This window comes from Qipengyuania algicola (assembly GCF_042492175.1).
Lineage (GTDB): Bacteria > Pseudomonadota > Alphaproteobacteria > Sphingomonadales > Sphingomonadaceae > CAJXSN01.
In genome coordinates, this window is record NZ_CP170453.1 from 2,720,297 (window position 1) to 2,741,429 (window position 21,133).

19 protein-coding genes and 1 tRNA gene are annotated in these 21,133 nt (G+C 60.8%); 15 read left to right on the top strand and 5 right to left on the bottom strand.

All coding sequences use genetic code 11. The features are described 5' to 3' along the window. Positions 1-2: 2 nt before the first annotated feature. Positions 3-794, bottom strand: coding sequence for a Coq4 family protein (locus ACFCW2_RS12975; protein WP_379546956.1), 792 nt, complete (start codon positions 792-794; stop codon positions 3-5). A 110-nt stretch (positions 795-904) separates the two neighbouring features. Here ACFCW2_RS12975 and ACFCW2_RS12980 point away from each other — a divergent pair, with 110 nt between their 5' ends. Beyond that, a complete protein-coding gene (locus tag ACFCW2_RS12980; protein WP_379546957.1) occupies positions 905-1,591 on the top strand; it encodes a nitroreductase family protein in 687 nt (228 codons plus the stop codon). Positions 1,592-1,626: 35 nt separating this feature from the next. Here the strand turns inward: ACFCW2_RS12980 and ACFCW2_RS12985 are convergent, their stop codons facing one another. Then, positions 1,627-2,457 (bottom strand): Coq4 family protein, encoded by an 831-nt coding sequence (locus ACFCW2_RS12985; RefSeq protein ID WP_379546959.1) that lies wholly within the window; start codon positions 2,455-2,457, stop codon positions 1,627-1,629. A 59-nt stretch (positions 2,458-2,516) separates the two neighbouring features. Beyond that, positions 2,517-3,317: a phosphoserine phosphatase SerB gene (gene serB, locus ACFCW2_RS12990; RefSeq protein WP_379546960.1), complete on the bottom strand. Its 801-nt coding sequence runs from the start codon at positions 3,315-3,317 to the stop codon at positions 2,517-2,519. Positions 3,318-3,393: 76 nt separating this feature from the next. On the opposite strand from serB, the gene miaA reads away from it, so the two are divergent. The 7 genes from miaA (at position 3,394) to ACFCW2_RS13025 (ending at position 11,933) form a co-directional block, all read left to right on the top strand. After that, complete coding sequence (miaA, locus tag ACFCW2_RS12995) at positions 3,394-4,350, top strand: tRNA (adenosine(37)-N6)-dimethylallyltransferase MiaA (RefSeq protein ID WP_379546962.1); 957 nt, start codon at positions 3,394-3,396, stop codon at positions 4,348-4,350. Positions 4,351-4,451: 101 nt separating this feature from the next. Beyond that, positions 4,452-6,236, top strand: a complete 1,785-nt coding sequence (ilvB, locus tag ACFCW2_RS13000; RefSeq protein ID WP_379546963.1) for a biosynthetic-type acetolactate synthase large subunit — start codon at positions 4,452-4,454, stop codon at positions 6,234-6,236. Next, positions 6,236-6,751: an acetolactate synthase small subunit gene (gene ilvN / locus ACFCW2_RS13005; RefSeq protein ID WP_379546964.1), complete on the top strand. Its 516-nt coding sequence runs from the start codon at positions 6,236-6,238 to the stop codon at positions 6,749-6,751. The genes ilvB and ilvN overlap by 1 nt, the downstream gene beginning before the upstream one ends. Before the next feature lie 112 nt (positions 6,752-6,863). Then, positions 6,864-7,898 carry a ketol-acid reductoisomerase gene (gene ilvC / locus ACFCW2_RS13010; protein ID WP_379546966.1) on the top strand — a complete coding sequence of 345 codons (1,035 nt, stop codon included), beginning with the start codon at positions 6,864-6,866 and terminating at the stop codon, positions 7,896-7,898. Between the two features lie 197 nt (positions 7,899-8,095). After that, complete coding sequence (leuA, locus tag ACFCW2_RS13015) at positions 8,096-9,772, top strand: 2-isopropylmalate synthase (RefSeq protein WP_379546967.1); 1,677 nt, start codon at positions 8,096-8,098, stop codon at positions 9,770-9,772. A gap of 22 nt (positions 9,773-9,794) precedes the next feature. Continuing rightward, positions 9,795-10,844 carry an amidohydrolase family protein gene (locus ACFCW2_RS13020; RefSeq protein WP_379546969.1) on the top strand — a complete coding sequence of 350 codons (1,050 nt, stop codon included), beginning with the start codon at positions 9,795-9,797 and terminating at the stop codon, positions 10,842-10,844. Between the two features lie 117 nt (positions 10,845-10,961). Further along, complete coding sequence (locus tag ACFCW2_RS13025; protein WP_379546971.1) at positions 10,962-11,933, top strand: NAD(P)H-dependent flavin oxidoreductase; 972 nt, start codon at positions 10,962-10,964, stop codon at positions 11,931-11,933. A 57-nt stretch (positions 11,934-11,990) separates the two neighbouring features. Here ACFCW2_RS13025 and ACFCW2_RS13030 read toward each other — a convergent pair whose 3' ends face one another. Continuing rightward, positions 11,991-12,818, bottom strand: coding sequence for a hypothetical protein (locus tag ACFCW2_RS13030; RefSeq protein ID WP_379546973.1), 828 nt, complete (start codon positions 12,816-12,818; stop codon positions 11,991-11,993). Between the two features lie 69 nt (positions 12,819-12,887). Further along, on the bottom strand, positions 12,888-13,316 hold the full coding sequence (locus tag ACFCW2_RS13035; RefSeq protein WP_379546975.1) for a flavodoxin family protein: 429 nt from the start codon (positions 13,314-13,316) through the stop codon (positions 12,888-12,890). A gap of 143 nt (positions 13,317-13,459) precedes the next feature. On the opposite strand from ACFCW2_RS13035, the gene recJ reads away from it, so the two are divergent. From recJ to phoU, 7 genes are all read left to right on the top strand, one after another. Continuing rightward, a complete protein-coding gene (recJ, locus tag ACFCW2_RS13040) occupies positions 13,460-15,259 on the top strand; it encodes a single-stranded-DNA-specific exonuclease RecJ (protein WP_379546977.1) in 1,800 nt (599 codons plus the stop codon). Between the two features lie 106 nt (positions 15,260-15,365). Continuing rightward, a tRNA-Glu gene (locus ACFCW2_RS13045) sits at positions 15,366-15,440 on the top strand. Between the two features lie 132 nt (positions 15,441-15,572). Beyond that, positions 15,573-16,826, top strand: a complete 1,254-nt coding sequence (locus tag ACFCW2_RS13050; protein WP_379546979.1) for an ATP-binding protein — start codon at positions 15,573-15,575, stop codon at positions 16,824-16,826. A 160-nt stretch (positions 16,827-16,986) separates the two neighbouring features. Continuing rightward, positions 16,987-18,372 carry a phosphate ABC transporter permease subunit PstC gene (gene pstC, locus ACFCW2_RS13055; RefSeq protein ID WP_379546981.1) on the top strand — a complete coding sequence of 462 codons (1,386 nt, stop codon included), beginning with the start codon at positions 16,987-16,989 and terminating at the stop codon, positions 18,370-18,372. Further along, the gene (pstA, locus tag ACFCW2_RS13060; RefSeq protein WP_379546982.1) at positions 18,365-19,654 is read left to right on the top strand and encodes a phosphate ABC transporter permease PstA; all 1,290 of its coding nucleotides are present in this window, start codon (positions 18,365-18,367) and stop codon (positions 19,652-19,654) included. The genes pstC and pstA overlap by 8 nt, the downstream gene beginning before the upstream one ends. Positions 19,655-19,671: 17 nt before the next feature. Beyond that, on the top strand, positions 19,672-20,439 hold the full coding sequence (gene pstB / locus ACFCW2_RS13065; protein ID WP_379546984.1) for a phosphate ABC transporter ATP-binding protein PstB: 768 nt from the start codon (positions 19,672-19,674) through the stop codon (positions 20,437-20,439). Continuing rightward, a complete protein-coding gene (gene phoU / locus ACFCW2_RS13070) occupies positions 20,439-21,110 on the top strand; it encodes a phosphate signaling complex protein PhoU (protein ID WP_379546986.1) in 672 nt (223 codons plus the stop codon). Before pstB ends, phoU begins: the two co-directional genes overlap by 1 nt. Positions 21,111-21,133: the final 23 nt, after the last annotated feature.

The following is a 21,133-nucleotide window of genomic DNA, read 5'->3' on the forward strand; positions in this document are numbered from 1 at the left end:
GCCTACGCTGCTGTGGCGTTGCCCGTCATGACCTGCTCTGGCCCGACGCCTTCGGATTTCATGATTTCGAGGCACTGGAAGTAGAGCGCTGGCCGTCCGAGGTTCAACCGTGCGCGGGCCTCGTCGATGTCTTCATGCATAAGCGCTTCGACATCCTGATGAGCCAGCTTCGCACAAGCGCGCCCTAACCGGCGGCCTTCATTGATAGCGCCATAGATCGGCGCAGAGGATCCGCTGTCGTTCTTGATTTCGCGCGCACCGGCATAAGCGATAAACAGAATTCCATTGTTGTGGTTCTGCGAATAGCTGAAGCCGAGCAGCGCGGTCTCACCCAGCGCATCGCGGCCATAACCGGTCAGCACATGAAACAAATCATGGGTGTCGCGCAGCCGGTCGAAATACCATTCGTACAGGTCTTCGTGGCGTTCTTCCAAGGGTTTGAACTTGTGGCTTTCCGCCACCAATCCGGCTGCAGTCAGACCTTCGCGCCGCATGAAGGCCATATACTGCGCAGCCACACTGTTGGGCGCGCAATCGGCCCACCGATCATGATCGTCGAGCATTGGCGGCAAGTCATTGCCCTTCGCAAGAAGCCTCTGCCCGTCGGGAGATTTGACGAACGCAGCAGCCTGACGCGCCGATTTGCGCCCTGCTGTCGCTTCGATGATATGAAAGACCTGCTCGGTATCTTCTTTGTCCGCGACCAACTTGCGGAAATGGCCGAGTGCCTTCAAAGGCTGGAATCGAACCATCGCCCGATCAGGATGCTGCAGAGGCCTATCAATCAATCGCACGCCAGCCTCCTAACATCGAGAACCCTTGCAAAGAATTACTGACAATCCTGTCAATACCACCAGAGCAGCAGTTTGTTCAAATGCAAAACGCAGGCCAATAGGTGCACACCATGCAAGACCCACAGACGTACCCTTACTCGCTTCCAACAATAGATGATGCCGAAGGCCTCGCCCGTGCCACGGCGATGCAGGACAAACTTTCGAAACGGCGGACATGCCGCGATTTTACCGATCAGCCGGTTCCCCGAGAGATTATCGAGCAGGCTATACTTGCCGCTGGCAGCGCGCCCAATGGTGCGAACCATCAACCGTGGCATTTCGCCGTAGTCGGCTCACGCGACAAGAAGAACGCCATCCGGCAGGCAGCCGAAGAAGAAGAGCGCCGGTTCTATGGCGAAGACGGCGATGACCCAAAGGCCAGCGACGAATGGCTCTCCGCCCTCGCCCCTATCGGCACCGATGCCAGCAAGCCGTTTCTCGAAACAGCGCCATGGCTGATCGTGGTGTTCGCCCAGCGCAAAGGCGGGATCGAAGAGGACGGCAAAACGCAGAACTATTATGTGAATGAGAGCGTCGGGATTGCCTGCGGAATGCTGATTGCCACGCTGCACGAGGCGGGGCTTGCGACCCTCACCCACACCCCCAGTCCTATGGGGTTCCTGCGCGAATTGTGCGGCAGGCCCGATCACGAGAAACCGATGATGATCGTGGTTGTGGGACACCCGGCGGAAGGGGCGACTGTGCCCGCCCATGCCATGCGCAAGAAACCGCTCAGCCAGATTGCCAGCTGGCTCTAGAACTTGAGATCAAGCTGGCACAACAGGCCGCCAGATCAGGCAGGTTGAGCTTCCACCGCGTGCTTGCCCAACAGATCATACGGATCGACGCCTTCTTCTGACCAGATCCGGTGGCATTCGCGGTAATATGTCGGTTCGGGAATACCAAATCGCGTGCGCGCATCCTGCAAATCCATCGCCAGCAATTCGCGGATCGACATAGCGACCAGCGGCGGACAAGCACGTCCGGTGCGCTGCGCCTGACGGCAGGCCTTCATCACGGGCGCAGGACTCTTGACCGTCTTCTTGATGTTCACTGCTCCGGCATAGCCGATCAGCAAGTGACCATGGCTGGGTGACTGGCCATAGGTGAAGAGCAGCACACATTGCTCACCCAGAGCATCGCGGCCATATCCTGTCAGGACATGCATCAGATCATGCGTATCGCGCGACCGGAAGCCGAACCATTGCACCAGATCGTTATAACGGACATTGCCAAGCTTGTCGGCCTCCGCAGCCAGCCCCGCTGCCGAAAGGCCTTCGCGCTCCATGAAATTGACATAAGCATGCGCGACACTTCCGCGTGGCAATTTCCGCAGTTTTTCATGGTCATCGAGGATCGGAACCAGCGAGGGCTCATTGGCACGCAAGGTCTCGCCATGCTCACTCAAGGTCAGAGCCCGCACGCGATCCATGAAATTCTTGGACGGGAGCGATTCAAAAATACGGAAGACGTGGCTGGTGTCCTCCTTGTCTTTGAGCAGTTCGCGGAAATGGCCGAACGCATTGGGCAGCGAATATTTCGGCTCTGGACGGCGCGGGTCACGCAGAATGGTCCCGTCACGGGCACATTCGATTGTCGAATGAATGGCTTGCTGGTCGGTCATTCCGCATCCCTTACTGACATCAATGTCAATATAGCGTGAACGGCGGAAATAGGAAGCCCTTAGGCAGAAACCCGCTCACCCGCCGGAATGTCGAGCAGCGCCAGGACCGCCGTCAGATCCCCCCGGTCAATCCACCCATTGGCGGCCTCGCGGGCTTTCGGCTTTGCACGGTAAGCCATGCCGTAATCGGACGCGGCAATCATCGGGATATCGTTGGCCCCGTCACCCGCCGTCAACGTCCGAGCCCCCTGCCCCAGCCTCGCCAACTCTTCTTCAAGCGTCGCCTTTTTCGTTGCGCTGTCCACAACCGGGCCCGCGAGTTCACCCGTCAGTACGCCGTCAGCAACGGCCAGTCGGTTGCCGACCACTTGATCGAAGCCCAGCATAGCTGCCACCGGATCGGCAAAATGGTGAAAGCCCCCGGTCACCAGAACTGTGCGGCACCCGTGCGCCTTCAATGTTTGCACCAGATCCCGCGCGCCCAGCGTCGGTTTGATCCGCTCGTCCAGACAACGCTGGATAGCATTTTCATCGAGCCCGGCCAGCAGACCGACCCGTTCTTTCAAGGCGCTTTCAAAGTCCAATTCGCCCTGCATTGCCCGCTCGGTGATGTCGGAAACTTTGTCCTTCAGCCCTGCAAAATCCGCCAGCTCGTCGATACATTCCTGTCCGATCATTGTGGAATCCATATCGGACACAAACAGTTTCGGCAGCGCGAAGCCATCTTGTGCAATCAGGCCATCGGTTTGCCCCAAATGCTCATCGATAGCCGCGCGTAAGGCCCGCACATCGCAGTTCGGCAACTCTAACTGCAGAACTTCTCCGCAATGCTCCAGCATGGATGCATTGGCGACGGGCATCCCCGCGTTGTCCAGTGCGGCAAGCAGTGGGTCGACGGCTGTTTCCAGCGCCTGAGGGTCTGCTATTAGCCGGGCGATGGGCACTGACAATTCTCCGAAAGATAAGGCCGGGAAAGAGGTCGCGCTCATCGCAGGGCCGACCGCGAGCGGCAAGAGCGATGTGGCGGTGGAACTCGCATTGCGTCTGCACGATCGGGGACGGGATGCAGTCATTATCAATGCCGACAGCATGCAGGTCTATGCCGATCTGCAAGTCGTCAGCGCCCGGCCGACCCGAGAGGAAATGCGCGGCATACCGCACCGCCTGTTCGGCACGTGGGACGGCGCACAGGCGTGTTCCACGGCCGATTGGGCGAAAGCAGCGAAGGACGAGATTGCAGCCGCCCATGTTGCAGGCGCGGTCCCCATTCTTGTTGGGGGCACGGGGCTGTATCTGCAAACCCTGCTGGAAGGCATCGCGCCGATCCCCGAAATTGCCGAGGATGTGCGGCAGCGTATTCGCTCGGCCAGCCTCGAGAAGGTACGAGCCGAACTTGCCGAGCTGGACCCGGTGTCGCTGGCCCGGATTGGCGCAAGCGACACGCAGCGCCTTTGCCGCGCTCTGGAAGTTGCCGCCTCGACCGGCAGAACTCTGGGTGACTGGCAGCAGCACAAAGAAGGCGGGATTGCACAGGATATCGCGCTGCACCCCCTAATCTTACTGCCCGATCGCGAATGGCTTTATGCACGCTGCAATGAGCGGTTTCGCTGGATGCTGGACAATGGAGCGGTCGAGGAAGTGGAGGCACTGATGAAGCGCGGATTGCATCCCGATCTGCCCGTTATGCGCGCTATCGGCGTGCCCGAAATTGCCACTCTGGACAAGCAATCGCGCGACGCGGTGGAAGAAGCGGGTGGCACTGCCACGCGGCAATATGCAAAGCGGCAATATACTTGGTTCCGTAACCAGCCGCCCGAATGGTGGCCCAGAGAGCGAGAGCAATCCAGCCCGACCCAATTGGTCGAACACCATTTTGAAATATTATTACAATAGAGAGCCTTGACAAGATAGATTATAACGCCTATCGAGACTCCAGACCCAAAGGGCCCGGTGTTTCCCCCAACACCGGGCTCTACTTTTGAGAGAAGACTGCGATGCCCTCCCCAGATGCCAATCTCGGCACCCCAGCGAAACAGCGCAGCGGCGCGCGGATCCTTGTCGACAGCCTTGTCGAACAGGGCGTCGAATTCGTTTTCGGCTATCCCGGCGGCGCGGTGCTGCCGATCTATGACGAGATGTTTGGCGATAAGCGTCTGCGCCACATTCTTGTGCGCCACGAAGCTGGCGCTGCCCACGCGGCAGAGGGATATGCCCGCAGCACGGGCAAGCCCGGCGTTGTGCTGGTTACCAGCGGGCCCGGTGCGACCAATGCCGTCACCGGTATTGCCGACGCGTATATGGATTCGATCCCGCTTGTGGTCATAACCGGCCAGGTCCCGACCGGCCTGATTGGGACCGATGCGTTTCAGGAAGCGGACACGGTCGGCATCACGCGTCATTGCACGAAGCACAATTACCTCGTGAAGGATCCCGATGCGCTGGAAGCCACACTGGCCGAAGCTTTCCGCATCGCAACCACGGGCCGCCCCGGCCCGGTGCTGGTCGATATTCCGAAGGATGTGCAGATTGCGCAGGCAGGCCGGGCGGCGAAGGACCCTGCGCTTGCCTCGGCACGCTACCAACCCGCCACCGTCGCTCCCGCAGAAACGATTGCGGAAGCAGTCGAGATGCTGGCAGCGGCAGAACGCCCGGTCTTCTACACCGGAGGCGGCGTTATCAATTCCGGTCCCAATGCCAGCACGGCCTTGCGCGCATTGCAGGCGCTGACCGATGCACCGGTTACGTCCACTCTGATGGGTCTGGGCGCATTTAGCGCGGACCATCCTGATTGGCTTGGGATGCTGGGCATGCACGGCACGTTCGAAGCGAATATGGCCATGAATCAGGCGGATCTGATCGTGGCCGTTGGCGCGCGGTTCGATGACCGCGTCACCGGCAGGCTGGACGCCTTCGCCCCCAACTCCAAGAAGATCCACATCGATATCGACCGGGCCAGCATCAACAAGGTGGTGCCCGTTGATCTGGGCATTGTTGGCGATTGCGGCACTGTGCTTCAACAGATGGTCGATTGCTGGGGCAAACGCAGCCATCCCGACCGCGGTGAATGGAAGGCGCGCATTGCCGGATGGCGCGCGCGCGAATGCCTCGCCTACCCGGATGCCGCCGGGACGGAAGGGCTGATGATGCCGCAAAAGGCTGTCGAGCGCCTGTTTGCCCTCACCCGCGACCGCGACCCGATCATCACCACAGAAGTCGGCCAGCATCAGATGTGGGCGGCGCAGTATTTTGGTTTCATGGGCCCGAACAAATGGCTCACCAGCGGCGGCCTTGGCACGATGGGCTACGGCCTTCCTGCCGCTATCGGCGCGCAATTGGGCAACCCCGATGCGCTGGTGATCGACATCGCGGGCGAGGCCAGCATCCAGATGAATATTCAGGAGCTCGGCACCGCCAGCCAATACCGCCTGCCGGTGAAGGTCTTCATCCTCAACAACGAATATATGGGCATGGTCCGCCAGTGGCAGGAACTGACCTATGAAAGCCGCTATTCCAACAGCTATTCGGACAGCCTGCCGGACTTTGTCGCGCTGGCAGAGGCGTATGGCTGGAAGGGCATTAGGATCGAGGAAGAAGCCGGACTGGACGCAGGCATCGAGGCGATGCTCGCTCATGATGGCCCGGTGATCGTCGATTGCCGCGTGTCCAAAGAAGCCAACTGCCTGCCGATGATCCCCAGCGGCGCGGCGCACACCGACATGCTGCTCTATGGTGACGAAACCGAAGGCACGATGGACGACGAAGCGAAGGCGCTGGTTTGATGAAAATTACAGAAGCCAAATCCGAACGGCACGTTCTCGCCGTCACCGTCGATAACGAGCCAGGCATTCTGGCGAAGATCACCGGCCTGTTCACTGCGCGCGGTTACAATATCGATAGCCTGACCGTGGCGGATATCTCGGAAGACCATGCGGTCAGCCGGATTACCGTGGTGACCAACGGCCCGCCGCAAGTGATCGATCAGATACAGGCGCAGTTAGAGCGATTGGTGCCGGTGCACCGCGTGGTCGATCTGACCGAGGAAGGCCCGCATGTGGAGCGCGAGCTGGCGCTGGTGAAGGTTGCCGGCACGGGCGAAAAACGCGTCGAGGCGCTGCGACTTGCGGACATCTTCCGCGCGCGCCCGGTCGACACCACGACAGAGAGTTTCATCTTCGAAATCACCGGCCCGCCGGACAAGCTGGACAGCTTTATCGACCTGATGCGCGAGCTGGGGCTGGTGGAAATCGGCCGCACCGGCATTGTCGGGATGATGCGCGGGGCCGAAGGGGCTTGAGAGGCCGCGTCGCCCCGGCAAAAGCTGGGGTCTCGTGCAGCCAAGACGGAATTTGTGGACACAGGCCCCAGCTTTCGCTGGGGAGACGACAAAGTTTGAAAAAGGACCACCCATGAAAGTTTATTACGACGCCGACACCGATCGCAAATTGATCGAAGAGCGCAACATCGTCATCGTCGGCTACGGCAGCCAGGGCCACGCCCACGCCCAGAACCTGCGCGATAGCGGAGCGGGCGAAGTCCGCGTTGCCCTGCGCGAAGGCTCCGCAACGGCGAAGAAGGCCGAGGCCGCTGGCTTCACCGTCATGTCCAACGCCGATGCAGCCAAGTGGGCCGACATCGTGATGATCCTCGCCCCCGATGAAACGCAGGCGGAAATCTGGAACCGCGACCTCAAGGACAACATGAAGGAAGGCGCCGCTCTCGCCTTTGCCCATGGTCTGAACGTTCATTTCGGCCTGATCGAACCGCGCGCCGATCTCGACGTGATCATGATCGCCCCCAAAGGCCCCGGCCATACGGTGCGTAACGAATACGAGAACGGCCGCGGTGTTCCCGCGCTGATTGCCGTGCATCAGGAAGGCTCCGGCAGCGGCGGCAACGGCTTCGCGCAGCAGCTCGCCCTCGCCTATGCCGGCGCAATGGGCGCAGGCCGCTCCGCGATCATCGAGACCACCTTCAAGGACGAATGCGAGACCGATCTGTTCGGCGAGCAAGCCGTGCTGTGCGGGGGCATCAGCCACCTGATCCTGGCGGGCTTCGAGACCCTGGTAGAGGCCGGTTACCCCGAAGAAATGGCCTATTTCGAGTGTCTTCACGAGACCAAGCTGATCGTCGATCTGCTGTATGAAGGCGGCATTGCAAATATGCGCTATTCCATCAGCAACACTGCGGAATACGGCGACTATCACACCGGCCCGCGCGTCATCACCGACGAGACAAAGGCCGAGATGAAACGCGTTCTGGAAGACATCCAGGCGGGGCGCTTCGTCCAGCGATTCATGATGGACAACATGGTCGGCAATCCGGAAATGAAGGCGAGCCGCAAGCGTCAGGAAGCGCATCCGATCGAGGAAGTCGGGACTCGCCTTCGCGCAATGATGCCATGGATCGGTGACAACCAGCTGGTCGACAAGACCAAGAACTAGGAACCACGAATTGCCGCGTTGCGCTTGCGTGACGCGGCATTTTCGGCAACACATATGCTCATGACACGCCACGATACCCGTTTGCTACGACTAACGCGCCCTTGGGCGTGATCTGACGCGTGGCCGATGGGCGCGCGGCAAGCGCTCAAGGGACATCTCAGGCCATTCCATCAGAGATACCGAGTTAGCGAACCGTCATGCCAATGCTCAGCAATCCTTCTGCCAAATACGCCGCTTTCCCGCAGGTCCCGCTGGAAAACCGCGAGTGGCCCGCCCGCACCATCACTGCCCCGCCCCGCTGGCTCAGCACTGACTTACGCGATGGCAACCAGTCGATCATCGACCCGATGGACGCGGTTAAGAAAAACCGCTTCTTCGATCTGCTGATGGACATCGGCGTAAAGGAAGTCGAAGTCGGCTTCCCCAGCGCTGGCGCGACCGAGTTCGATTTTATCTCCGGTCTGATCAAGTCAGGCCGCGTGCCGGATGATGTGCTGGTGCAGGTGCTGACCCAGAGTCGTGAGGAGCTGATCCGCACGAGCTTCGAGAGCCTGACCGGCGCGAAGCAAGCCATCGTGCACCTATACAATGCTGTAAGCCCGGCATGGCGCGATATTGTCTTTGGAATGACCCGCGACGAAGTGCGCGATATCGCCGTGGCCGGAGCCAAGGTGATGCGCGACGAGGCGGCGAAGCAGCCCGATACCGACTGGCATTTCCAGTACAGTCCGGAGACATTCTCCACCGCAGAACTCGACTTCAGCTTGGAGGTTTGCGCCTCGGTGATGGAGGTGCTCGCCCCGACGCCAGACCATCCAATTATCTTCAATCTGCCGGCCACAGTGGAGGCCGCGACGGCCAACATCTATGCCGACCAGATAGAGTATTTCGCCAAGAACATTCCCAACCGCGACAGCGTGGTCATATCATTACACACGCATAACGATCGAGGGACAGGCGTAGCCGCGGCAGAACTGGGGCTGATGGCGGGAGCCGACCGCGTCGAGGGATGCCTGTTCGGCAATGGCGAGCGAACCGGCAATTGCTGCCTCGTGACCATGGCGCTCAACATGTACACGCAAGGCGTCGATCCGGGCCTCGATTTCTCGGACATCGACCGGGTGATCGAAACCGTCGAATATTGCAATCAACTGCCGGTGCATGAGCGGCATCCCTATGGCGGCGAGCTGGTCTACACCGCGTTTTCCGGCAGCCATCAGGATGCGATCAAGAAAGGCTTCGATGCGCATGGGCGCCAGAATGACGAGCGCTGGCGCGTGCCCTATCTGCCGATCGACCCTGCCGATCTGGGCCGCAATTACGAAGCGGTGATCCGCGTGAATTCCCAATCGGGCAAAGGCGGCTTTGCGTGGGTGCTGGAACAGGACCAAGGCCTCAAACTGCCCAAGAAGATGCAGGCCCATTTCTCGCGTCACGTGCAGGAAATGGCCGACCGTCTGGGCCGCGAACTGGATGCTGCGGACATCTGGCAGACCTTCCGCAGCGCCTATCACGTGCAAACCAGCGACAAGCATTTCCAACTGGTCAATTACGAAGAGAGCCGCGCTGCCGACGGAACGCGCCTGTTTGCCGGAACCATCGCGGTTGCGGGCAAGGAGCAAAGCGTCAGCGGACGCGGCAACGGCCTCATCTCGTCTGTCATCACGACCATCGAGCAGGCGTTTGGTCTGCATCTGGAAGTGCAGGATTATACCGAGCATGCACTGGGCACCGGCACCGACGCCCGCGCGGCTGCCTATCTCGAATGCCTCGATAAGGACGGCAACACCGTTTGGGGCTGCGGGATCGACGAGGATATTGCAACGGCTTCGGTCAGAGCCGTGCTAAGCGCAGCAAACACGGCAATCAGCTAACAACACACAGCGGAGTAGATTGATGACAGAAGCGATCCTCGAACCCGATCTGCCGATTGTCGATCCGCACCACCATTTGTGGGATTTGCGTCCGCTGGTCTCGATGTTTCCCGAACCGCGCCATCACTTTATCGCGGCCCTTGCGGAGAAGCCGTATTACAACTTCGACGCGCTGCGTGAGGACACCGATACCGGCCACAACATTGTCGCCACCGTGTTTATGGAGTGCGGCGCGTTCTACGACGCAGACCGGGCCGAAGACTTTAAAGTCGTCGGCGAAGTCGAATATGTGAACGGTGTCGCCGCGCAATCGGCCAGCGGCCTCTATGGCAATTACCGTGCGTGTGCTGGCATTATCGGCCATGCCAATATGATGCTGGGCGACAAGGCTGCGGCGGTGCTGGAATCTCTGGTCGCGGCGGGCAATGGCCGGTTCAAGGGTATCCGCCATCAGGGCGCATGGGATGCCGATCCGGAGGTTCTGGGCCCGCCCTTCCACGCTCCCGAAGGCCTCTACGCCAGCGCGTCATTCCGCGAAGGATTTGCGCATCTAGGCAAAATGGGCCTGACCTTCGATGCATGGGTGCTGGAACCGCAATTGGGCGATGTCATCGATCTGGCAAAGGCATTTCCCAATCAACCCATCTGCCTCGATCACTGCGGCACACCTCTGAACGTTGGGGCATACAAGGGCACGCTGGAAGAGAATTACGAGCGCTGGGAGGCCTCTATCCGCGAGCTGGCCAGCCTCGACAATGTCAGCGTCAAACTGGGCGGCCTGGCCATGGCGTTCTGCGGGATGCCCGAAGAAGGACCTTCTGCCGGCAAAGGATCGGAAGAGCTCGCCGCGCTGTGGCGGCCCTATATCGAAACCTGCATCGACGCGTTCGGGCCGACCCGCGGCATGTTCGAAAGCAATTACCCTGTCGATCACTGGGGCGCGAGCTATCCGGTGCTGTGGAATGCCTTCAAAAGGATCACCTCGGGGGCCAGTGGCGACGAGAAAACGGCGCTCTACAGCGGGACTGCGGCGAAATTCTACGCAATCGAGGACTCGCTGTCAGACACCTGACGTTACGGCACGGGGACACGCCAAGGAAGGCAACCAAACCCTAGCAAAAAGGCCCTCTCGACTTTGTGGGCCCCGCCACGATAAGCGCGGCCAAATACAAATTCCGGAGAGATACATATGAGCCTTCCCGCCCCGTTCGACCGTATGCGCATGCCGGTAATCGGTTCGCCCCTGTTCATCGTATCCGGCCCGGAACTGGTGATCGCGCAGTGCAAGGCAGGCATTGTGGGCAGCTTCCCGGCCCTCAACGCCCGCCCGCAATCGCTGCTGGATGAATGGCTCCACCAGATCACCGAGGAACTGGCCAAGCATAATCGCGAGAACCCCGATCGCCCCGCCGCGCCCTATGCGGTGAACCAGATCGTTCATAAATCGAACGACCGGGTCGAGGCGGACATGGCGACGTGCGAAAAGTGGCAAGTACCGATGATCATCACCTCGCTCGGTGCGCGGGAAGAAATCTTTCAGGCCGTGACCAATTGGGGCGGCATCACGATGCACGACGTGATCAACAACAAATTCGCGCACAAGGCGATCGAGAAAGGCGCGACTGGTCTGATCCCCGTTGCCGCTGGCGCAGGCGGCCATGCGGGCGCATTGTCGCCCTTCGCCCTGATGCAGGAAATCCGCGAATGGTTTGACGGGCTGATCGCGCTGTCCGGATCCATCGCCCATGGCCGGTCGATCCTCGCCGCGCAGGCTCTGTCAGCCGACTTTGCCTATATCGGCAGCGCGTTCATCGCGACTGAGGAAGCCAATGCCGATCAGGGCTACAAGCAGGGTATCGTTGACGGGACCATGGACGGCATCGTCTACACGAACCTGTTCACCGGCGTGCACGGCAACTATCTGCGCAGCTCAATCGAGAATGCGGGCCTTGATCCGGACAATCTGCCCACCAGCGATCCCAGCAAGATGAATTTCGGCAGCGGCGGCAACACCAAGGCCAAGGCGTGGAAAGATATTTGGGGTTCGGGCCAGGGCGTCGGGGCGGTCAAGAGCGTCGGCACAGTCGAGGAAATGGTCGCGCGTCTGGAGACAGAATACAACGCAGCCAAGGCAGCCTTGGCGGGAGCGACTGGCGGCTAGGCCACAACGGTCATCGACAGCTGCGTCGTTACAATCGCCCCGCCCGGCCCAATCCCCTCAGCCGAGAAAGGCCCGGACAAACCGGCCATTGGCTGATGGCTCGAGCCGCAAGATGCGGGTGTCCGGCAGAGTAAACTCCTGCGCCTCGCTCATCCTGCCCATGGGGATAAGCTGGGCGGCAACCCGCTGCCCCAGCCTGATGGCATCGGAGCGGTCTTCCACCAGCTCCGGTTCCAGGCGTAATTCCTGCTGCGTGAAGCGGGCCAAACCGCGACTGACCATTCCGCGATCTATCTCGTCACGAAAACCGACGAAGAATGCGGCCGATGGCTGGCTGGCAGTGCTCCAGTCATCCATCAATTGACTGAACTGCGCAGGAGCAAAAAGCACGCCGGAATCCGGCCATGCAAAAGCCGCCAAATGCTCAAGATGCGCACCAATCCGCGCGCCGGCAGAGCACAGTGCCCGCAGCACCGGTGTCGCCATCGCCCCGCTTTCCAGATGCGGCGAAACGTGCAGCATCACTGCTTCCAATTGGCCGAAACCAGCAGCTTCCGCTGCCTCGTCAACCGAAGCCGACAATGCCTTTACTGTCATAGCATCTGAGGATTTGGCGGCGCCGAAACCTCGCAATTCCATCGTGACTGCATTCGCGATAAGCTCAAACCAAGGTCCGTCTTCATCCGATCCGGTAATGTCCGAATAATCGAGTGAAACGGCGATCCCATCGGCTCGCGCCGATGCCCCGTGCAAAACATCGTGCAATACATCGCTGCCGGGCCGCTTCCCACGGGGAAACAGCAGCAGCAAAGAGGGAATGGCTTTGCCGGGTTCGGCGGCGCCTCCACCATGTGCGATCGTAAATTCTCCTTGGGCGGGCGACAAAACATTGCCTTGTTCCAAGGATTTGGTCGAGTCCCCAGCGCGCAATTGTATCCGGTTTGGACGCATCTTCTAAAATATGCCCTGCCTAAGACCTTCCGACATTGCCGCCCCCAGTTCCCGGCATTTGCCCAGTTCTTGTTCGCCAACGAATTTTTCGGCCAGTATTTCTTCTGCGGTCTGCGCGCTCATATTCACGATCAAAGGCTCGGCCACCCGTTTCAGCCGCCAGCCTTTGGCAATGCGGTCGATCTGGCGCTGGGCACCCTCCCCATCTGAGCCCGCAGCAATGGCCGTCGCATAGGGCCGTCCTTCGATACGTCCCAGAACCGGATAATAACACCGGTCGAACATCTCTTTCATCATGCCGCTCATCGTGGCGAGGTTTTCCGGGCAGACAAACAGGTAACCGTCCGCTGTAAGCAGAGCGTCTGGCTCAACATCTTCGGCCCGCATCAACATCGCGCCGTCCCCAGCGTCCTCGAATGCTGCCTCCGCCATTGCCCGTGCAGCTCCCGTTCGGCTGTGCCAGATAATGAGCAAAGAAGTGCCGTTGTCCATGGCGCGCCAAAAGAGATTGTGGGCTGTCGAAAGTCAATGGACGCTGCGTTCCCCTTGCCTCTCGTTTCGGGTAGAATGCTTTCATGGCTTCCAATGCAATTTCCGCTGTCTGCGGTGTCGAACAGTCGCTCAGCGGCAAGCGCTGGCGCTGGCGTGGCGGCAATATGGCGATGACGGATGACGCGATGGCAGGCTCGGGCGTCGCGGGCCTTGAAGATGACATCACGACGCAGCTGCTGCTTGCGCGCGGTGTTGAGCGCAGCGATCTGGAACGGCACCGGCAACCGACCTTGCGCGGGTTTCTTCCGAACCCGTCCGAATTTCGGGATATGGATACCGCGGCGGAGCGGGTCGCACAGGCGATAATCTCCGGCGAGACAGTAACCGTTTACGGCGACTACGATGTCGATGGCGCGACCAGTGCAGCCTTGCTGATCCGGCTGATGCGGATGCTGGATGCCGACGCGCAGTACTACATTCCCGACCGGCTGCTGGAGGGCTACGGTCCAAGCGGCGAGGCTTTGGTCAAGCTGGGGAAGAGCGGCTCAAGTCTGATCGTGACTGTCGATTGCGGGGCAATGGCCTTTGATGCTCTGGCACAGGCGCGCGACGCGGGGATCGATGTGATCGTGGTCGACCACCACAAATGCGCCGCAGAACTTCCGCAAGCCGTCGCGCTGGTGAATCCGAACCGACTGGACGAGAACGACCTCGCCGCCTCACACGGGCATCTCGCGGCAGTGGGTGTGGCCTTCCTGCTGGCAATCGCGATTGTGCGCACCCTGCGGGAGCAGGGCTATTTCAAGGACCGCAAAGAGCCCGACATCCGCGCCCTGCTCGATCTGGTGGCGCTGGGGACCGTGGCCGATGTCGCCGCGCTTCACGGGCTTAACCGGGCCTTTGTCGCGCAGGGCCTGAAGGTGATGGCCAAGCGGGACAATATCGGCATGGCCGCCCTGATCGACGCGAGCCGCCTGAAACGCGCACCGCAATGCAGCGATCTCGGCTTTGCACTCGGTCCGCGCATTAATGCTGGCGGGCGGGTCGGCGAATCGACCTTGGGTGTTCGGCTGCTCACGACCCAAGACCCCGAAGAAGCGCGAGCGATTGCCGAGCAGCTTTCCGCCCTCAACGAAGACCGCCGCCAGATTGAAGCAGAGGTGCAAGCCGCCGCCGAGGAGCAGATCGCAGCGCAGCACAACCGCGCCGTACAGATTGTCTCGGGCCATGGCTGGCATCCCGGCGTGATTGGTATCGTATCTGGACGCATCAAGGAAAAGACCGGCAAGCCCGCACTCGTCATCGCGTTGGACGGGGAAACAGGCAAAGGTTCGGGCCGCTCCATTTCCGGCGTTGATCTGGGCGCAGCGATCATTGCCGCGCGCGAGGAAGGGCTGCTGGTCGCTGGCGGAGGCCACGCGATGGCGGCGGGCCTGACAATCGAGACCGAGAAATTGGAGGCGTTCTCCGAGTGGCTCGATGCACGGCTCGAGCGCGCTGTCTCGCAGGCGAACGAAGGCCGCGAAATGGTCCTCGACCTCTCGCTGGCCGCTCGTGGTCTGACCCCCGATCTGGTGCACACACTGGACGGAGCAGGCCCCTACGGCGTCGGCTGGCCCGGCCCGCGAGTCGCTGTCGGGCCGGTGCATCTGATCAAGGCAGATATTGTGGGGAGCGATCACTTGCGGCTGATCGCGGGAGGGCCCGATGGAGGCTCGCTCAAAGCCATCGCATTCCGCGCGGCTGAAACCGAAATGGGTCAGGCATTGCTCCACGGTGCGAAGGGGCGGCGGCTATGGCTGGCAGGCCGCGCCAAAATCGACGACTGGGGCCCCACCCCGCGTGCCGAATTGCATCTCGAAGATGCTGCTTGGGCGGATTAGCGCAGGATAAGCCATCCGTTTGCGCGCATTTGAGAGCAAACGGGGCTTGACCGCGTCACACCCCCTCCCTAAATGCGCGGCTCGCCTCCGGGACTGGTCCCGATACGGCCCCTTCGTCTAGCGGTTAGGACGCGGCCCTTTCACGGCTGAAACACGGGTTCGATTCCCGTAGGGGTCACCACCCGGAGGCGCATTTCTCCTCTTCTCATTGCCACAAACGCGCTCAGCCCGGCGCGAAGAGATTTTGCGTATCTGTGGCGATACGACCGGACGTGACTGGTGGCGCGCGGTTCCTGCGGCTAGAGGTCAGCTCATGAACCCGGCACAAATTTTCTTCTGGCCTGCCATTGTTCTGGCCGGGGTGACGTCTACGGCGTTGGCGCTAGCGGGGCTGGCGCCTGCCCTCGCCATCCTTTTGTTCGCTATCTGGAGCGGGTCCGTCGCCCTACTGGCGCGCGAACCCAGCGAACAGCGCTTCCCTGACGATGGGGCCAGTGCGTCCTCCGCCATTGCGATCGCGGACAGTATGGCCGCGATGATCGAACATTCCGGCACGCCTCTGCTGCTGACCAAGGGGTCGCGCATTACCGTTGCCAACAAGGCCGCCCGGTCGGTTCTGGGGGATCACATTCTCGGCCAGGACCCGCGCGTGGCCCTGCGTCATCCCGAAGCGATTGCCCTGATGGAATCGCGCAAGCACGGGGAAGCGATTGTCACCGGCCTCGTCAGACGGCGCGATATCTGGCGGGTGAGCCGCCATGTGCTCGACGCGGACTATGCCGTGATTGAATTGCTCAACCGCACCAGCGAAGCGGATATCGGGCGCGCGCACACGGATTTCGTCGCCAATGCCAGCCATGAACTGCGCACGCCGCTCGCATCCATCATCGGATATGCCGAAACATTGCGGGAAAATCCGGGCGAGCTCGATACGCCCATGGCAACCAAATTTCTCGACACCATCCACCGCGAGGCGCGGCGCCTGCAAAGTCTTGTCAGCGATCTGTTGTCGCTCTCCCGGATTGAGGCGGAGAAACACGAGCAGCCTGCCAAACCTCTCGACTATTCCGCTTTGGTGGAGCGCGCCGCGCAGGATGCCGCCGGAGCGGACCGGCGTGATCGCCTTCAGATGAACATCGACGCCGGATTACGGGTCGCGGGCGACGCGCAGCAATTGGAACAACTGACCCGAAATCTGGTCGACAATGCGCTCAAATACGGCGCTGCAGACGGAACGGTCAGCGTTGCTCTGGATACCGGACCGCACGGCAATGCCCGCCTCATTGTCAGCGATACCGGTGAAGGCATTCCGCATGAACACCTGCCGCACCTGACAAGGCGCTTCTATCGCACCGATCCGGGCCGCAGCCGGGCGTCGGGCGGGACCGGCCTCGGACTGGCGATTGTAAAGCACATCGTGGAGCGGCACCGGGGCCGTCTGGAAATTCGCAGCACACCGGGAGAAGGCACGACCGTAACCGCGCGAATTCCTCTTTTGTCAACGGTTTCACAAAGCGTGACGAAAGACGGAAAAGCAGCTTCCGGCGACAGAATGTCACAAAGCTGAAACACAAATTCGACATGCCGATCCGGGAAAATCAAGGCTTGAAATCAGGCCCCAATCGATCGCTATCCACTCCTGTATCCAGTGGGACATGGCGCAGCCGGTAACCCGCTGCTAACGCGCGGCAAACGCGACTCGAACACTTTGAGGAACCGCCACGCTGATGTCGCCGGCCCTGCTCTTACTTGTTGCTCTCGGCCTCGGCTTTGTCGGCTGGCTGGCCGGCCGTGCAAAGGCGTCGGCGTTTCAAGCGCCCAACCCTTCCGCGCGTCCAGTGGCGCGCCCAAATTATCACGGGTGGTATGTGGCCTTGTGGGTGGGTGTCCCGCTGCTGGGCTTTGCCGCGCTGTGGATGGGATTGATGCCTTTGCTGGTCAATCAATCGGTGCTCGCGAGCGATGCGGCAGCCGATTTGCCGGAATTCGGCTTCATGCGCGAGACATTGCTAGCAGAGGCCCGCGCCGTGGCGACAGGCAATGCGGCAGCCGTCTTCGATCCGCAGGCCCGCGCTCTGGTCGAACCATTCCGTGAAGCAATCCAGCGCTACACAGTTATCGGGCTGGTACTAGCGCTATGCATTGCTGTGGTTTGCGCGCTCTGGTCTTACACGCGGATCAACCCCTCCTTCACCGCACGCACGCGCGTAGAGCGGGCGGTCATGGCCGTGCTGCTCATCGCATCGCTGGTCGCGATCCTGACGACATTCGGTATCCTCGCCAGCCTGATCTTTGAAACTATCCGGTTCTTCGGCTTTGTAAGCCCGATTGATTTCCTGTTCGGCACCAGTTGGAACCCCGATCCGATGTCTAACCCCGATGCCGATCAGGGCGACCGGTATGGGGCCATTCCGCTGTTCTGGGGCACGATCTATATCGGCGCGATCATCGCCATGATTGTGGCCATTCCGCTCGGGCTGATGAGCGCGATTTACCTGACGCAATACGCCAATCCCCGGGTCCGCGCGTGGCTGAAGCCTGCGCTGGAAGTGCTCGCCGGTGTGCCCACCGTGGTTTACGGTTACTTCGCTGCTCTGACGGTTGCGCCCTTCATCCGCGACATCGCTCAGGCCGCAGGTGTGCAGAACGCCTCGAGCGAGAGCGCGCTGGCTGCGGGCCTCGTGATGGGCATCATGATTATCCCCTTCGTTTCTTCCATGGCAGATGACAGCATCGCGGCCGTCCCCAGTGCCATGCGCGACGGCAGTCTGGCGATGGGCGCGACCCAGTCCGAAACCATCAAGAAGGTGCTCATCCCCGCCGCCTTGCCCGGGATTGTGGCCGGGATCATGCTCGCCATCAGCCGAGCTATCGGTGAAACCATGATTGTGGTGATGGCGGCCAGCACGGCGGCCAATCTGTCAGGCAATCCGCTGGATTCCATGACGACCGTCACGGTGCAGATTGTGGCCATGCTTACAGGCGAAGGCAGTTTCGATCACCCCGCAACGCTCAGCGCATTCGCGCTTGGCTTTGTCCTTTTCCTCGTAACGCTGGCGCTGAACTTCTTCGCGCTGCGCGTCGTCAAACGGTTCCGCGAAGCGTATGAGTGATAGCCCCGCCCTGAGCGCGCCAGGTTCCGCGCCCGCGCCTTCGTCCGCTTCAGACGAGCGGCAGGCCGCTTTCGAGAAGCGGCTGAAGCAGCGCTACGCATCCGAGAAGCGCTTCCGCCTTCTGGGCCTTGGTGCGGTGTCGTTCTCGGTCGCCGTCCTTCTGCTCCTGCTCGGCACAATGCTGTATAACGGCATTGGAGGCTTCCAGCGGGCCGAGCTTAAAGTGCCGATCGATTTTGCCGAGGCTGGCCTTTCGGTCGATCCCGCAACGCTGGAGCAGTCCGGCGTGCAGTCGCTGGAAACGCAGGGCCTGCCGCAAGTCGTCGAGTATTTCGCCGGAGAAGCTCTGGGCGCGGATGGCGCAGCAGAGATCAGCAGCGAGGCATGGCGCGAACTCGCGACCAGGATCGTAGCTGATCCCTCCATTGCGCGTGGCCAGCAAGACATCTGGGTCGCCGCCAGCGCGGATCTGGCACAGGGCATGGAAGGTGAGGGTTCGCCCGAATTGCAGGCGCTGGCTGACCGCCTCGAAAGCGAGGGCTCGCTCGACAAGCGGCTCGACATTGGCTTTCTGCAGCGGGCCGATGCGACGGACCCGCAGCTAGTGGGCATCTGGGCCGCGCTCAAGGGCTCTATTCTGACGATGATCGTCACGCTTCTGCTCGCCTTCCCTGTGGGCGTTCTGGCAGCGCTTTATCTGGAGGAATACGCGCCGAAGAACCGCTGGACCGACATCATCGAGGTTTCGATCAACAATCTTGCGGCTGTGCCTTCGATTATCTTCGGTCTTTTGGGGCTGGCCGTCTTCCTCACGATCTTTCCCAATATGCGCTCCGCTCCGCTGATTGGCGGGATGACACTGGCCCTGATGACCATGCCCGTCATCGTCATCACCGGGCGCAATGCGATCAAGGCCGTTCCGCCTTCTATTCGCGACGGCGCATTGGCGGTCGGCGCATCGCCGGTGCAGGTGGTGTTCCACCATGTCCTGCCGCTTGCCCTGCCCGGCATCCTGACCGGCACCATCATCGGCATGGCGCGCGCTTTGGGTGAAACCGCACCTCTGCTGATGATCGGCATGCGTGCCTTCGTCGCCAGCCCGCCCGATGGCTTCACCTCGCCTGCCACCGTTCTGCCGGTGCAGATTTTCCTTTGGTCCGATGAAATCGATCGCGGTTTCGTGGAACGGACCAGCGCTGCTATCATCGTGCTGCTGATTTTCCTTCTGCTGATGAACGGCCTTGCCATTTATCTGCGCAACAAATTCGAGAAAACCTGGTGACCGTACGACACGAGAATATGAATGACGCTGAGGCAAAGATGCGCACGCGCGACGTCAATGTCTATTACGGCGACAAGCAGGCCATCGATTCTGTGACAATCGATATTCCGTCGCAATTTGTGACGGCGTTTATCGGCCCGTCGGGCTGCGGCAAATCGACCTTTCTGCGCGCGCTCAACCGGATGAACGACACGATCCCCTCCGCCAAGGTAGAGGGCACGATCGAGCTGGACGGGCAGGATATCTACACCTCCGGCATGGACGTGGTGCAGCTCCGTGCGCGGGTGGGGATGGTGTTCCAGAAGCCCAACCCCTTCCCGAAATCGATCTACGACAACATTGCCTATGGCCCGAAAATCCACGGGCTGGCGGAAACCAAGGATTCGCTCGACGAGATCGTCGAGAAATCCCTCACCCGCGCCGGTCTGTGGAACGAGGTGAAGGACCGGCTCGATGAATCCGGCACGGCACTCTCCGGCGGCCAGCAGCAGCGCCTTTGCATTGCGCGGGCCATCGCGGTCGATCCCGAAGTCATCCTGATGGACGAGCCGTGCTCGGCGCTGGACCCGATTGCCACGGCGAAAATCGAGGAACTGATCGACGATCTGACCGGGCGGTACGCCATCGTGATCGTCACCCACTCCATGCAACAGGCCGCGCGCGTTTCCCAGCGCACGGCGTTTTTCCACCTCGGCAAGATGGTCGAATATGGTCCGACAGAGGACATTTTCACCAATCCGATCGAGGAACGGACCAAAGATTATATCACAGGGCGGTACGGCTGATGATGGACCACACAGTCAAGGCATTCGACGAAGACATCACCCGCCTACGTGGCCTGATCGCGGAAATGGGCGGGCTGGCCGAGGTCGCCGTGCAGGAAGCAATCGACGCCATGGTGCGCGGCGACAAGGAGCTCGGTGATGCCGTGGTCGCACGCGACAAGAAGCTCGATACGCTGGAAACCGAGGTGGACAAACTCGCCGTACGGATCATTGCGCTGCGTGCCCCCCTGGCGGACGATTTGCGCGAAGTGATTGCAGCGCTGAAAATCGCCGGCGTGGTCGAGCGGATTGGCGACTACGCCAAGAACATCGCCAAGCGGGTCGATAAGATCAAGGAGCGCGGCAAATTCGAACCGCTCACCCTGCTGCCGACCATGGCCGAACTGGCCGCCGAAATGGTCCATGACGTGCTGACCGCCTACGCCGCGCGGGACCCCGAGCTGGCGCTGGAAGTGATTGCCGCCGACAACAAGGTCGACGCATTCTACGATAGCATTTTCCGCAACCTTGTCAGCCATATGGTCGAAAACCCGAAGACCATCTCGACCGCGGCGCAATTGCTGTTCGTTGCCAAGAATATCGAGCGGATCGGCGATCATGCGACCAATGTCGCCGAGATGGTCCATTTCGCCGCCACTGGCGACTATCCGCCTGATGACGATGACATTTAGGGACGCGAACCAGGATTGATTGC